This is a genomic window from Faecalimonas sp. LCP19S3_D12, assembly GCF_052121495.1.
Classification (GTDB): domain Bacteria; phylum Bacillota; class Clostridia; order Lachnospirales; family Lachnospiraceae; genus Faecalimonas.
Genome location: NZ_JBQKED010000005.1, coordinates 1 through 13,523 on the forward strand (window position 1 = coordinate 1; position 13,523 = coordinate 13,523).

Below are 13,523 nucleotides of genomic sequence, written 5' to 3' on the forward strand. Positions count from 1 at the left end.
CGGTATGTAATTGGATTGCGCCCAATGAAGCATTTAGAAGAAGTGTTAAATTCTTAAAAAAGAGACAGCAGGCAAAGTCAGAAAAAGAGGATCATTCATGCGTTTGTCGTGTAGCATAAATTGTTACCATTGACATACGACTCTTTCTCCCTTTACAATAAAACTTAATCACGTGTTACTGTGAACAGCAACACTCAAACAAAGGAGGATTACTATCTTGGATGGTTTAAGAATTATTCCCGTCACAAATGAAGAGCTTATTTTTTCTGTTTCCGCACTTGCAGATGAAATCTGGCATGAACACTTCTCATCGATTCTTTCAACAGAACAGATTGATTATATGCTCGAAAAATTTCTTTCACCGGAGGCTTTGGCAGACCAGATTAATCATGATTATGAATATTTTTTATTTTCATACGAGTACACATTTGCTGGATTTGCCGGCATTCACGAAGAAAATGGCAGCCTGTTTTTAAGCAAGCTCTATGTACATAAAGATTTTCGCGGCAAAAAAATCGCTTCTTATATGTTCCGGAAATTTATCGAGATCTGCAAGATGAGAAATCTGAATAAGATTTGGCTTACCTGCAATCGTTTTAATGAGAGCACACTTGCGGTCTACGAACATCTCGGATTTCAAAAAGTGAGAACCGAAGTAACCGATATCGGACAAGGTTATGTGATGGACGACTATATCTTAGAATATAAAGTAGAATAGTATCAGGGCAGAGTGATTACACTCTGCCCTGATACTATTCTACATACTGATCTGCATAATATGCCCCATAATCTTCCGATTCAATTTTCTCACTCGGTGTGAGAATGATAATTCCTTCTTCCACCGTCACGGTCGTTCCTTCCGGCAGCACCACGTTGTGGTAAATTTCCCCCGGTTCTCCAAGCAGCACACTTCCTGTGCTTATTTCATACTCTTCAATATCCTCTTCGCGAATGGTACCCGGCACAATGTATTTCATATATCCCATTCCATACTCCTCTTCATCAGGACGCCGAAACGTGACATCATAAACTCCCGCCGGAAAATCTTTCCCCGCAACCGCATCCTCTTTGATCTCCACGCTTTCTGTCAAAGGATTTTCCATTCCCGATTTCATTCCTTGCACCTGTGCATTCTCAGAGATGAATTTTACTTCCAACTGTGAATCTATATCTACTTTCGCCCCTGCAAACAAACGAAAATCTTCTATCTCTCTTTCCACACCTTCCTCTTGTGCATCTGCCAAAAATTCAGAATAGTACACATGGTTTTCACTGTCTTCCAAATCAACGCTTCCACTTCCTGATAACAATTCTACCCTGTACTGACCCTCCGGAATATGCAGCCCGACAATATATTCTCCTCCCGTGTAGGTCTCCTCAAAGCGCTCTCCTGTCTCAGGCAGCGTCTTCTCCAAATACTTATATGGATCATATTCCGCCACAGATTCTTCTTTCCAACTGCTCATTTGTATCTTTTGAGCAATTTGGACAAATCCATTGATCACAAATATCAAAATCCCTATGACAACAAAAATCTTAACCGTATGTTTGCCTTTCTGAAATTGTTTTGCCGGCTCCTTCTCCACAGTATGGACTTTCGAAACTGTCTCCGCCTCATGATGTACATGCGTCAAAGGCTTATGAGTGCATCTGCTTTCATTCACTCTGTAAGATGCATCACTTTTTGAATTGTCCAGACCACACTCCACGCATTTATTGTTTACCAGTTTTCCTCCGCATAAGCTACATCTTCGTCTTCTCATTAGGCTCCTCCTTTATCGGACATTCCTCTTAACGTTTACCAAAATTGCTTTCACCCAACGGTCGGCAAGCTCCGGCCAGATAGACACCTCTTCATTCGGTTCATCTTTCGGTCGAACCTTTGTGACTTCTTCATAAACTTTTTCTTCTGCCTCTTTCGGCAATGTAATCGTTCCATTTTCGATGCTTTTTACCAAAAGCTGCATCTGCTCTTTTGTATATGCGCCTCCGCATTCTCTGCTCGCCCACTGTTCATTGGCAAGTGACAAGCCATGCTTTCCGTGTGAAAATATGTGGAACGCATACAAAACGCCCTGATCTTTACAAGCTCTTGCAAACAAGTGGCTGTTCTCCACCGGCACGGTCTGATCATCTACCGTGTGCCACACAAAGCAAGGCGGCATTTTCTCTGTCACATGTTTTTCCGGCGACATATATTCCATCTCTTTTTCAGAAGGCTCTTTTCCGTATAGCGCTTCAAACGAACCTCTATGCGCATATACTCCGGAAGTAATAACCGGATAAGATAAAATTACCGCGTCCGGTCTGCACGAGAAATGTTTATACACTCTGTTCTCATCCTGAATCTCTTCATAGTGTACGCACACGCTTGCGCAAAGATGACCACCTGCCGAAAATCCACACAAAATAACTTTTTCTGGATCTATCTGATATCGTTCCGCTCCCTGCCTGATCTTGCGGATAGCACGCGCCAAATCTTTCATCGGCTGCTCCTTTAACGGTTCTGTCATCGTCAAATCGGTCGTATACGTCAGCACAAACGTGTTATATCCCTTATCATAAAACGCTCTTGCCACAATCTCACCTTCCCGCTGTGAGACAAATCGATACCCCCCGCCCGGAACGATGATCATGCAAGGTCTGACCTTTTCATCTTCATGAATATAACTCACCAGATTCGGTACAAATCCACATGCAAGCGGATACGAATATTCTCCGTTTTCCCATAGTCTGATCACTTCTCCAAACATCTTTTCCCCTCTCTTTTTACAATGCTTTTACAGCATCTAAAACAGCATCTCGCTCCGCTGTATTCTCAGGTCCATACGCAATACCGATCAGCACCGCATATCCATCTACCATACGAACATACGACTCACTGCATCGCTTTGTGTCATCCGATGTAAAATCAAGTTTCAGACACTCGTATGTCTCACCTGCAATTTTTTTTGAAAATATCTCTCCATCATTTGTAAATTTTACTTTCGTCTCATATTGCTGCATAACTGTCTTTTTACTGGACTCCACATATTGTTCTGCCGACATATCGTCACCTTCCATGTTCCATGTAATCACACTGACAGATGTTCCTTTTTCCGAGATCGCTGCCATCTCCATGCGTCTTCCACTTGTACTTTTCATTACATTAGCAAAAGAAACACTTGATTTCAATTGCTCATCAATCTGATCCTGAGAAGACATCTCAAATCCTTCCGGCGCGTCAAAAGAAATACCCAGCAGCTCACTTTCGTAATGAGTACCCGTAATCTTTCCTGGTTTGTAAGAATCTTTTTCCATAATCATCTCCACGATTACCAATCCCATAATCGCAAAAACAACCAATAACAATAAAGGCAGCGCCGTACGGACATACCCCGGCTTCGTTTTTACACTTTGAAAGTTTCTTTTTTCTACTTTTTTCATGCGCGTTCTCTCTTTCTTTTCTATATTCTCTTTTCCTATTTTCTTATAGTAAATATAGTAACTTTTTTTCCGCATTTAAGCAATAGTATTCTACTCAAATAAGCACTAAAGATTTCCTATGCAACAAAAATAAGCTTTCAGATAAAACAACACAATCTCTGTCATCTCATCTCAAAGCTTATCGCTAAACAATATACGAATTTCCAATAAAAAATCGGAGTGACGTGATTCGAACACGCGACCTCTACGTCCCGAACGTAGCGCTCTACCAAGCTGAGCCACACTCCGTTTTTTGTAACTACGGAAAAGGGATTCGAACCCCTACTAACAGAGTCAGAGTCTGCTGTGCTACCATTACACCATTCCGCAATGTTCTGTTTTCTCTTGCGAACAAATATTATTATACATATATTTCAAAAAATTGCAAGCACTTTTTTAAATTTTTTTTATTTTTTTGTTTTTTCTTACAATTCGCACTAGAAATCCCTTGACCTTGGCATTATACTAAGGTTTACCATTTGATTATCAAATCTAGGAGGTACTTCATAATGAAAACGATTTGGGAACGGTTCACAGACGGATTTACTCTTAAAAAGATCACATGGATCGTACTTGGCGCTGCCATTTGTTCTTTTGGAATTTACAATATTCATCAACAGACAGGAATTACCGAAGGAGGCGTGCTTGGCATGATGCTGCTTATCAATCACTGGTTTGGCATCTCTCCTTCTGTTATCACTCCGATACTGGATATTTCCTGCTATCTGCTTGCCTTCAAATATTTGGGCGGTAGATTTATCAAGATTTCCATTGTCTCTACGCTCAGCGTCTCTTTGTTTTTTGAAATTTGGGAATTATTCCCTCCGGTCATTCCGGATCTGACACCTTATCCACTTGCCTGCGCTTTGCTTGGAGGTATTTTTGTCGGAATCGGAGTTGGTCTGATCGTTCGGCAAGGCGGCTCAAGTGGTGGTGATGACGCGCTGGCACTCACAATTTCCAAAGTGACGCGTTGGCGCCTTTCCAGAGCCTATCTGTTTACGGATTTTCTGGTACTTGGATTGTCTTTGTCTTACATTCCTTTTGAACGAATCATTTTTTCTGTAATAACTGTTATGGTATCGTCACTATTGATTGATTTTGTCCAAAATTTCAATTTAGACGAAACTTCTGTACCTGCCAGCGAATAAATAGGAGATATGCATTATGAAAAAATATTTTAAAATTGGGGAAATCGCAAAACTTTATCACATTGGAACGGATTCTTTGCGTTATTATGAAAAACTTGGGATTTTGACTCCCAAGCGCAGCGAAAATGATTATCGGCTATATAGCCTTCATGATATTTGGCGTCTGAATGTCATTCGTGACCTGCGAAATCTGGATTTTTCAATGGAACAGATTAAAGACTATCTGAATAACCGCAGCATTACCTCTACCGAATCTCTGTTTGAACAGGAATTGTCTGCAATCGATAACAAACTGGAAGAATTATATGCGCTGAGAGAAAATGTTCAAAATCGTCTTCAGACTTTAAAAGACGTCAGGCGCCATCCTCTTGGCATCATAGAGCAGACTTATCACCATACGAGACATTGCCATATGATACAGTCCGGCTACCAGACAGATGAGGAGATGGACGTTCTGATCAAGCAGCTGCTAAATAAAGATGAACATAATCTTTATATCATCGGAAATAATCGGATTGGCTCTCTTCTTGCTTTAAACGATGTGCGTAAACGGTATTTTCAGGGTTATCAGGCTGTATTTATCATTGATGAGCACGGAAACGACACACTTCCCGCCGGTAATTATCTTTCACTTTGCTATCAGGGAAGCTGCAACCAAAACGCCAAATACATACCCAAAATGCTTGACTACGCATCCCAAAACGGATTGACACCTGTCGATCCTGTTCTTGAAATTCTTTGGGTTGACATCCATCAGTCAGAAGATGCAAATGAACACATCATACAATTGCAGATACGATGTATCTAATTTTTAATCTGTTTTTTTTATTTTTTTATACAAAATCACTTTTTTTGAAATCTTTACAAAAAATAAATTGTACAAATTCCAATTTTGTGATAAAAAATAAAGGTAAGGTTTTTATTCTAGCCCTTAATTCAAACACAGAAAGGATATTTTAAGATGAAAAAGATTTATGAAGGAAAAACAAAAGACGTATTTAGCCTTGACAACGGAAATGTATTATTAAAATTTAAAGACGACTGTACTGGAAAAGACGGAGTATTTGATCCAGGCGAAAATGCTGTTGGTTTAACAATCGAAGGAATCGGAAAAGCAAACTTAGAGACTTCTGTTCATTATTTTGAATTATTAAAAGAAGCCGGAATCAAAACACACTATGTAAGTGCGAATGTAGAAGAAGCTACTATGGAAGTACTTCCAGCAACTGTATTCGGACACGGACTTGAAGTAATCTGCCGCCTTGTTGCAACAGGAAGCTTCATTCGCAGATACGGAGAGTACATGGAAGACGGGACTGTATTAGACGGTGGATATGTAGAATGTACATTCAAAAATGACGCTCTTGGCGATCCACTTGTTACAAGTGAAGGTCTTGCAGCTTTGGGAATCATGACACCTGAGATGTTCGAAAGCATGAAAGAACAGACATTAAAGATTACAAAGATCGTTGCTGATGATTTAAAATCAATCGGTCTTGATTTATGGGATATCAAATTCGAATTTGGTTACAACAACGACGAAGTAATCCTAATCGATGAGATCGCTTCTGGTAACATGCGCGTATACAAAGACGGAAAAATTGTAGAGCCAGTTGAATTGACAAAATTAATTTTAAATAGATAATTCTTTTTTAAGGAACGTGAGAAATTTTCCCACGTTCCTTTGTTTTATTACAATTTCTGAATCCGCTCGATCGCTGCAACTGTATTTTCATATGTTCCAAACGCTGTCAGTCGGAAATACCCTTCCCCGCTCGGGCCAAATCCAGAACCAGGTGTTCCAACAATTCCTGCATTCTCTAACAGATAATCAAAGAACTCCCATGAAGTCATCTGATCAGGTGTTTTCAGCCAGATATATGGTGCATTGATTCCACCTGATACAGTGTAACCCGCTTCCTTCAGACCATTCGAAATCGTCTTTGCATTTTTCATATAATACGCTACCTGTTCTTTCAGCTGCGCTTTTCCAACCTCTGAATACACAGCTTCTCCTGCTCGCTGAACAATATACGGCGCCCCATTGTACTTTGTGCCATGACGTCTCGCCCACAGTGAATGCAGTGTCACATCTCCACATTTCAACTCTTTTGGAATGACTGTAAATCCAAGACGGACACCCGTAAATCCGGCATTTTTTGAAAAACTGCGAAGTTCGATTGCGCAAGTTCTCGCCCCATCACATTCATAGATACTGTGCGGCACATCTTCTTCTGAAATGTATGCCTCATACGCCGCATCATATATGATGACAGCTCCGACTTTATTCGCATAATCAACCCACACCTGCAGTTGTTCTTTTGTAATCGTAGAACCTGTAGGGTTATTCGGGAAACAAAGATAGATAATATCCGGTGTCTCCTTTGGCAGTTCCGGTGCAAATCCATTTTCAGCAGTACATGGCATATAGATCACATCGCTCCACATCTCTGTCTTTGCATCATACACTCCGGTGCGCCCTGCCATGACATTCGTATCCACATACACAGGGTAAACCGGATCACATACTGCAATTTTATTGTCTTTGCTGAAAATCTCCTGAATATTTCCGGAATCACATTTTGCACCATCCGAAATAAAAATCTCGTCCGCTGAGATGTCGCAGCCTCTTTGGACATAGTCATTTTTTGCGATTGCACTTCTTAAAAATTCATATCCCAAATCCGGCGCATAGCCATGAAATGTCTCCGACACTCCCATCTCGTCTACCGCCGTATGAAGCGCGTCAATGATCGCAGGCGCAAGCGGTTGTGTCACATCGCCGATTCCAAGTCGGATGATTGACTGTTGCGGATTTGCCTGTGTATAGGCAGCCACTTTCTTTGCAATTGTCGAAAACAGATAGCTTCCCGGCAGTTTCAAATAGTTGTCATTTATTTTAAACATATTCTTTTCCCTCCGTTTATAGGTTTATTTCTCCGTCAAATGAAACTTCAGCCGGACCGGTCATATATACCTTGTCCGCCTCTTTATCCCATTCGATTTGTAAATCCCCTCCAAGTAATTTTACTGTCACTTTATCTTCTGTAAGTCCATTTAGAATACATGCGACTGCGACTGCACACGCTCCCGTACCGCAGGCCATCGTCTCTCCCGATCCACGTTCCCACACACGCATCTCAACTGTATTTCGATCAAGCACTTTCACAAATTCTGTATTCACACGATTCGGAAAACGCTCATGATTCTCAAATGCCGGACCGATTGTCTCAATATCAAGTCCTTTCACATCTTCTACATAGACGACCGCATGAGGATTTCCCATTGAGACTCCGGTCATACGGTACTCAATTCCATTCACATTGATAGGCTCATCAATCACACGGTCCCCATCCGCCACAATCGGAATATTTGCCGGCACAAGCTTCGGACTTCCCATATCTACTTTTACAAGTTTCACTTTTCCATCTTCCACTGTCAAATCTAAGTATTTGATTCCGGCAAGTGTCTCAACAGAGATATGCTCTTTCTCTGTCAGACCGTAATCATACACATACTTTCCAACACAGCGGATTCCGTTCCCACACATCTCACTTCTCGAACCATCCGCGTTGTACATCTCCATCTCAAAATCAGCCACATCGGACGGATTAATCATGATCAATCCGTCTGAACCGATTCCAAAATTCCGGTTGCTTACCTTTTTCGCCATCTCTGGCGGATTTTCAATAGTCTCTTTAAAACAATTCACATATACGTAATCGTTTCCCAAACCTTGCATTTTCGTAAATTTCATTTCATTTCTCCTAAACTCTCTTATCCTGACATAACACTTAGTACCATCTGTGCCGTCTCTACCATATTTGTTCCACTGTCCATACTACATCTTTGCAAATAATGATGAGCCTCGTCCTCAGTCATGTTGTTACGGTTCATCAGTAATACTTTCGCTTCTCTCAGTAACGCCTGTTCTTTCTCGCTGCGGGCTTTCGGCTTCACATTCCTCTTCTTTCTCCGCCGTTCTATCGCCTGCAGCATCATATTCAGCGTGCTGAGCAAATCGTGCACCTTCAGCGGCATCGTAAGTCCTACCACGCCGTTTACAATCCCATCTCCCCATTTATCCGGAGATGCGATCACGAGCATCTCAAATGTATCCGGCAGATATTCCCGCAATTCCGTATACATCATATCCAGCATCTTATAACCGCAAATCACAATTCCTTCATCCAACGTCTCCGCACTTTGTATTGCCTGGGCTCCTGTCGTCCCGATTCCTGTAACTGCCAGACCATTTCGCACTAAGATATTACGAATATTCGTTGCTGTATCCTTTTTGGGAAACACAACAATAATTTTACTCATACTTACCTCCTTCGGCTCAACGGGTTATTCATTACAGAAAGACTCAAATCTTGTGCAAATATTTTTCCAGTTCCCAGCCTGTCACATACTCTCGAAACTGCTGGTATTCATTTTTCTTTGCCATCACATATTTGGCTGATAGATCTTCTCCCAAAACATTTTGAACAAATGTATCCTCTTCAAAAGCTCTGACTGCTTCCAGGAGACTTCCCGGAAGTAACTCATTATATTTTTCCATGTGTTCCGGCGGAAGGATCTTCTTTTCAATTCCTTCTAATCCAGCCGCGAGACACACTGCAAATGCGAGATATGGATTGGCAGATGGATCTGGACTTCGCAACTCAACTCTCGTTTTCTCCCCGCGTTCTGCCGGAATCCGAAATACCGGTTTTCTTCTTGTCACGAGTCTTTTATAAGAATTTACAATCGGATTGGTGATCAGTGTAATCGCCTGAATATGTTTCATAATTCCTCCGATGAAATAACTTGCTTCCTGACTCAGTCCATTCTCACCGTTCTCATCGGCGAACAGATTCACTCCGTCTTTTGTCAGAGACATATTCAGATGCATACCCGAACCATTTTCTCCTGATTTTGGTTTCGGCATAAATGTTGCATGCAGTCCGTGCCGTTTTGCAATCGTCTTTACCACAAGTTTAAATGTCATCATCTTATCGGCGGCAGCCAATGTCTCATCATATCGGAAATCAATCTCATGTTGTGCCGCAGCCGCTTCATGATGAGAAGTCTCGATCTCAAATCCCATATCCTCCAATGTCAGGACCATATCACGTCTTGCATTCTCCCCGAAATCCAGAGGTCCCAAATCAAAATATCCTGCATTTTCATGGGATACGGTTGTCGGGAGTCCATGATCATCTGTATGGAACAAAAAGAACTCACACTTCGGGCTTACTTGTAGTTGATATCCCATAGATTTTGCTTTCTCAACCGTCTTTTTTAGAATATGCCGCGGATCATTCTCAAAAGGGGTTCCGTCCTGACGATACACATCACAAATGAGTCTCGCAACCTTTCCCTGCTGTGGTCTCCACGGAAAAATCTCAAATGTATTCAAATCCGGATACAGATACATATCCGAGTCCTCATCCTTTGCAAATCCCTCGATGGAAGAACCGTCAAACACACATCGGTTATCCAGCGCTTTTTCCAGCTGGTTTGTCGTGATTGCTATATTTTTCATCATTCCATATATATCTGTAAATTGAAGCCGGATAAAGCCGACATCCTCTTCTTCTACAAGTCTGTATATGTCTCTTCTTGTATAGTTTCTCACTGATATCCCTCCAAATCATGAAATAAAAATGGACGTTCTCACTCCACGGAAAACGCCCTTGTTTCTTATAATTATATCTACCTGCTTTACGTTTGTCAATTACTTCTAAAATGATTTTATCAGTCTTAATTTCTCATTTATTTTTTATCTGTCTTCCGGTCACATCCAAATGATAATTTTCTTTATAAATCAGTTCTGACACCGGAACCAATTCATATCCTTGTTCTCGAAGCCCCAAAATCACAGATTCCAAAGCATCTTTTGTATATTTTGCTCCACTATGCAGCAAAATAATCGCCCCGCCTTTTAATTCTTTATTTTCTAAAATAGTTTTTACAATGCTCTCCTTCCCATAATCCTTCCAATCCTGAGAATCAATCGACCACTGTATCACTTCGTATCCACAAGCTTTTGCTGTCTTGATCACTTGATCATCATAATCTCCATAAGGAACTCGAAACAGTTTCATCTCCATCCCAGTCAAGGCTTTTACTTTTTCGTGTACAGATACAATCTCTTCTTTGCAAGCTTCCTTTGAGAGCTGGCTCATCGATTTGTGATTCTCACTATGATTTCCGATATCGTGCCCTGCAAGCTGAATCTGTTTTACATCTTCCGGATATTTCCCTACCCAGTTTCCTGTAAGAAAAAACGTTGCCTTCACATCATATTTATCCAGCACATCCAAAATCTGCTTCATATATTCATTTCCCCATGTTGCATCAAAGGAAAGCGCCACCCGCTTTGCTTCTGTCTCTACAGAATAAATCGGCAATTCTCTGCCGTTGACTGTGTTGCTTACAGATATTTCTCTCACCGCACCCACACACGTTCCTAGAATAAACAAGCAAACCAATACAGACATCAGATTTTTTCTCTTCATCCAAACACCCACTCTCTCTTTTTATTAATATATGCACAAACTTTTCAGACATAACATCTATGCAAATTGCACAAAATAGGAAAGATTACTATTTTTATCTAGACATTTACCAAAAATTCTGCTAGAATAAATTTTGTCAAAAAGATTATGATAGTAACTGATCTATCATGTTATTTATAAGGAGGTATTACTATGAAGAAATATATTTGTGAACCATGTGGCTATGAATACGATCCAGAAGTTGGTGATCCAGATAACGGAATCGCTCCTGGAACAGCTTTTGAAGATATCCCGGAAGATTGGGTATGTCCAATCTGCGGAATGGGTAAAGAAGTATTTGTAGAAGCTTAATCTTTCATAAAAATAGAATGTGCAACATCCGCACATTCTATTTTTTATTATTTACGCTCAAACAAAATCTCCATTCTTGTTCCTTCTCCAACTTTACTGTTCACTGTAATCTCTGCATTGTGCAAAATCGCACCGTGCTTCACAATCGAAAGTCCAAGCCCAGTTCCTCCGGTCTCTTTTGAATGACTTTTATCCACACGGTAAAAGCGCTCGAAAATACGTTCTTTCTGGTCTTCCGGTATTCCAATCCCGGTATCCTGAACAATCACTTTCGGTCCTTTGAGTGTATTGCCCGCCCAGATTTTCACTTCACCGCCTGACACATTATACTTGATCGCATTTTCACAGACGTTGTAGATCATCTCATCCAAAATTCTTTTTACACCATGATAAATCACCGTTTCTCCAATCACTTCCAGATGAACTTTCTTCTTCTCTGCCTGCGGTGCCAATCTGCTGCAAATTTCCCGCGCTAATCCGAATAAATCCACATCCTCCTGTTCGATTTCCACATTCCCCTCATCCAACTTAGACAACTTAATAATATCTTCAATCAAGGTAATCAGACGACTTGCCTCATTATATATCCGCTCAGAAAATCCAATCATGTCATCCGGTTTCACAAGTCCGCTCTTCATAATCTCAGCATATCCAGAAATAGAAGTAAGCGGTGTCTTCAATTCATGAGAAACATTTGCAGAAAATTCCTTTCGCATGTTTGCCACAGCCTCTTTTTCTTTGTTCTGTTTGTCAATACTTAGCAACAATGGTTTCAATTCTTCATATACATTGTTCTCAAGCGGTTCTTCCAAATTCAGATTATTAATTGGGCGTATCAATCTCGACGTCTGCCATTTTGCAAGAAAATAGGCAAAGCAAAACATTCCAACCGCAATTACCGCCATATAAGGCAGCATATCCATAATTGCCGGCTGCACATTATCTACTGTTTTTGCAACTCGCAGGATATTTCCATCATTCAAGGTCAGTGCGTAGTAATATGTCTGCTCTCCTAAGGTGTTCGACCTTCTCAAATCTTCCCCCCAACCATTTGCAAATGCATCCTTGACTTCTTTTCTCTCTTTGTGATTTTCAAATGTGAAATCATCTTCTTTTGAATCATATAAAACAGTGCCATTCTCATCAATCACTGTCAGCCTCGTCTTCACCTGTGCCGCATCCATATCTTCCAGATACTTTGTCCCGGATATGTTGATTGCCGTCTGAATATATACTGCCTCCTGCTTTAGCTCTTCTTTCATATTATTCAAAGACTGGAAATACGTAGCCGCAATCAAAAGCGAAAAGGTTATAAGAAGTGTAATGCAAAGTACTAAAAGCATACTTTTTTGTATTTTAGCTCTCATTGATCTCACCTAATCTGTAGCCGACTCCCCGCACAGTCTGAATCATATCACCGGCGCTTCCAAGTTTCTGTCTGAGTGTTCGCACATGAACATCCACTGTACGTGTCTCTCCGTCAAAATCATATCCCCATACTTCCTCTAATAAACGGTCTCTCGTCAACACAATATTCTGGTTCTGCACAAGGCGACCGAGCAGTTCAAATTCTTTCAACGTAAGAGTCACCTGTTTTCCATCCACAAACACTACATGCTTTTTCAAATCCATGGAAAGGCTGCCGACAGAATACTGTCCCTCTTCCTTCTCTTTTTTTGTTCTTCGAAGCACTGCCTTGATTCGTGATACCAACTCCATCATTCCAAACGGTTTTGTCACATAGTCATCCGCTCCACCATCAAGACCTACTACTTTGTCATACTCCGCCCCTTTTGCTGTCACCATAATGACCGGTATTTCCTTTGTCTTTGCCGAATTCTTAAGTTTCTTTAACAATGATAGTCCATCTTCACCCGGAAGCATGATATCAAGCAAAATAAGCTCTGGCGTCTCAAACGCCAAAGCTTCCATAAAGGATTTTCCATCTTCAAACCCACGGGCTTCCATCCCCGTCGTGTTCAATGTGTATACTACCAGTTCCCGAATATTCCCATCGTCTTCTACACAATATATCATCCCTTGATTCTCC

15 protein-coding genes and 2 tRNA genes are annotated in these 13,523 nt (G+C 41.0%); 5 read left to right on the forward strand and 12 right to left on the reverse strand.

What is annotated here, in order from left to right; translation table 11 throughout:
* The first annotated feature begins 217 nt into the window (after positions 1-217).
* Positions 218-718, forward strand: a complete 501-nt coding sequence (locus tag ACTQXY_RS02325; protein WP_004614634.1) for a GNAT family N-acetyltransferase — start codon at positions 218-220, stop codon at positions 716-718.
* A gap of 34 nt (positions 719-752) precedes the next feature.
* Here ACTQXY_RS02325 and ACTQXY_RS02330 read toward each other — a convergent pair whose 3' ends face one another.
* The 5 genes from ACTQXY_RS02330 to ACTQXY_RS02350 form a co-directional block, all read right to left on the reverse strand.
* The gene (locus ACTQXY_RS02330; RefSeq protein ID WP_441658119.1) at positions 753-1,763 is read right to left on the reverse strand and encodes a hypothetical protein; all 1,011 of its coding nucleotides are present in this window, start codon (positions 1,761-1,763) and stop codon (positions 753-755) included.
* A 12-nt stretch (positions 1,764-1,775) separates the two neighbouring features.
* Positions 1,776-2,753, reverse strand: coding sequence for a prolyl oligopeptidase family serine peptidase (locus ACTQXY_RS02335; protein WP_441658120.1), 978 nt, complete (start codon positions 2,751-2,753; stop codon positions 1,776-1,778).
* A 16-nt stretch (positions 2,754-2,769) separates the two neighbouring features.
* Positions 2,770-3,426: a hypothetical protein gene (locus tag ACTQXY_RS02340; RefSeq protein WP_441658121.1), complete on the reverse strand. Its 657-nt coding sequence runs from the start codon at positions 3,424-3,426 to the stop codon at positions 2,770-2,772.
* Between the two features lie 214 nt (positions 3,427-3,640).
* Positions 3,641-3,714: transfer RNA gene (locus ACTQXY_RS02345), tRNA-Pro, on the reverse strand.
* 10 nt (positions 3,715-3,724) lie between these two features.
* A tRNA-Gln gene (locus ACTQXY_RS02350) sits at positions 3,725-3,795 on the reverse strand.
* A gap of 179 nt (positions 3,796-3,974) precedes the next feature.
* Between ACTQXY_RS02350 and ACTQXY_RS02355 the strand changes: the two genes are divergently transcribed.
* From ACTQXY_RS02355 to ACTQXY_RS02365, 3 genes are all read left to right on the forward strand, one after another.
* Complete coding sequence (locus tag ACTQXY_RS02355) at positions 3,975-4,616, forward strand: DUF6198 family protein (protein ID WP_441658122.1); 642 nt, start codon at positions 3,975-3,977, stop codon at positions 4,614-4,616.
* 16 nt (positions 4,617-4,632) lie between these two features.
* Complete coding sequence (locus tag ACTQXY_RS02360) at positions 4,633-5,424, forward strand: MerR family transcriptional regulator (protein WP_441658123.1); 792 nt, start codon at positions 4,633-4,635, stop codon at positions 5,422-5,424.
* Positions 5,425-5,577: 153 nt separating this feature from the next.
* Positions 5,578-6,261: a phosphoribosylaminoimidazolesuccinocarboxamide synthase gene (locus ACTQXY_RS02365; protein ID WP_004614648.1), complete on the forward strand. Its 684-nt coding sequence runs from the start codon at positions 5,578-5,580 to the stop codon at positions 6,259-6,261.
* 47 nt (positions 6,262-6,308) lie between these two features.
* Here ACTQXY_RS02365 and ACTQXY_RS02370 read toward each other — a convergent pair whose 3' ends face one another.
* The 5 genes from ACTQXY_RS02370 to ACTQXY_RS02390 form a co-directional block, all read right to left on the reverse strand.
* Positions 6,309-7,523, reverse strand: coding sequence for an LL-diaminopimelate aminotransferase (locus tag ACTQXY_RS02370; protein WP_441658124.1), 1,215 nt, complete (start codon positions 7,521-7,523; stop codon positions 6,309-6,311).
* Between the two features lie 16 nt (positions 7,524-7,539).
* Positions 7,540-8,373, reverse strand: a complete 834-nt coding sequence (gene dapF / locus ACTQXY_RS02375; RefSeq protein ID WP_441658125.1) for a diaminopimelate epimerase — start codon at positions 8,371-8,373, stop codon at positions 7,540-7,542.
* A 20-nt stretch (positions 8,374-8,393) separates the two neighbouring features.
* The gene (locus tag ACTQXY_RS02380; protein WP_441658126.1) at positions 8,394-8,942 is read right to left on the reverse strand and encodes an ANTAR domain-containing protein; all 549 of its coding nucleotides are present in this window, start codon (positions 8,940-8,942) and stop codon (positions 8,394-8,396) included.
* A gap of 43 nt (positions 8,943-8,985) precedes the next feature.
* Positions 8,986-10,239: a type I glutamate--ammonia ligase gene (glnA, locus tag ACTQXY_RS02385; protein ID WP_441658127.1), complete on the reverse strand. Its 1,254-nt coding sequence runs from the start codon at positions 10,237-10,239 to the stop codon at positions 8,986-8,988.
* 133 nt (positions 10,240-10,372) lie between these two features.
* A complete protein-coding gene (locus tag ACTQXY_RS02390; RefSeq protein WP_441658128.1) occupies positions 10,373-11,122 on the reverse strand; it encodes a polysaccharide deacetylase family protein in 750 nt (249 codons plus the stop codon).
* A gap of 192 nt (positions 11,123-11,314) precedes the next feature.
* Here ACTQXY_RS02390 and rd point away from each other — a divergent pair, with 192 nt between their 5' ends.
* Positions 11,315-11,473, forward strand: a complete 159-nt coding sequence (gene rd / locus ACTQXY_RS02395; protein WP_004614654.1) for a rubredoxin — start codon at positions 11,315-11,317, stop codon at positions 11,471-11,473.
* 47 nt (positions 11,474-11,520) lie between these two features.
* Here rd and ACTQXY_RS02400 read toward each other — a convergent pair whose 3' ends face one another.
* Together ACTQXY_RS02400 and ACTQXY_RS02405 are read right to left on the reverse strand one after the other, a co-directional pair.
* Positions 11,521-12,840, reverse strand: a complete 1,320-nt coding sequence (locus ACTQXY_RS02400; protein WP_441658129.1) for an ATP-binding protein — start codon at positions 12,838-12,840, stop codon at positions 11,521-11,523.
* Complete coding sequence (locus ACTQXY_RS02405) at positions 12,830-13,510, reverse strand: winged helix-turn-helix domain-containing protein (RefSeq protein ID WP_373206944.1); 681 nt, start codon at positions 13,508-13,510, stop codon at positions 12,830-12,832. Before ACTQXY_RS02405 ends, ACTQXY_RS02400 begins: the two co-directional genes overlap by 11 nt.
* Between the last annotated feature and the right edge of the window lie 13 nt (positions 13,511-13,523).

Coding starts and splice junctions, on each gene's coding strand:
- ACTQXY_RS02335 (WP_441658120.1), bottom strand. CDS start 2,753: ATGTTTGGAGAAGTGATCAGACTATGGGAAAACGGAGAATATTCGTAT.
- ACTQXY_RS02390 (WP_441658128.1), bottom strand. CDS start 11,122: ATGAAGAGAAAAAATCTGATGTCTGTATTGGTTTGCTTGTTTATTCTA.
- ACTQXY_RS02365 (WP_004614648.1), top strand. CDS start 5,578: ATGAAAAAGATTTATGAAGGAAAAACAAAAGACGTATTTAGCCTTGAC.
- ACTQXY_RS02370 (WP_441658124.1), bottom strand. CDS start 7,523: ATGTTTAAAATAAATGACAACTATTTGAAACTGCCGGGAAGCTATCTG.
- ACTQXY_RS02380 (WP_441658126.1), bottom strand. CDS start 8,942: ATGAGTAAAATTATTGTTGTGTTTCCCAAAAAGGATACAGCAACGAAT.
- ACTQXY_RS02360 (WP_441658123.1), top strand. CDS start 4,633: ATGAAAAAATATTTTAAAATTGGGGAAATCGCAAAACTTTATCACATT.
- rd (WP_004614654.1), top strand. CDS start 11,315: ATGAAGAAATATATTTGTGAACCATGTGGCTATGAATACGATCCAGAA.
- ACTQXY_RS02330 (WP_441658119.1), bottom strand. CDS start 1,763: ATGAGAAGACGAAGATGTAGCTTATGCGGAGGAAAACTGGTAAACAAT.
- ACTQXY_RS02340 (WP_441658121.1), bottom strand. CDS start 3,426: ATGAAAAAAGTAGAAAAAAGAAACTTTCAAAGTGTAAAAACGAAGCCG.
- ACTQXY_RS02400 (WP_441658129.1), bottom strand. CDS start 12,840: ATGAGAGCTAAAATACAAAAAAGTATGCTTTTAGTACTTTGCATTACA.
- ACTQXY_RS02355 (WP_441658122.1), top strand. CDS start 3,975: ATGAAAACGATTTGGGAACGGTTCACAGACGGATTTACTCTTAAAAAG.
- ACTQXY_RS02405 (WP_373206944.1), bottom strand. CDS start 13,510: ATGATATATTGTGTAGAAGACGATGGGAATATTCGGGAACTGGTAGTA.
- dapF (WP_441658125.1), bottom strand. CDS start 8,373: ATGAAATTTACGAAAATGCAAGGTTTGGGAAACGATTACGTATATGTG.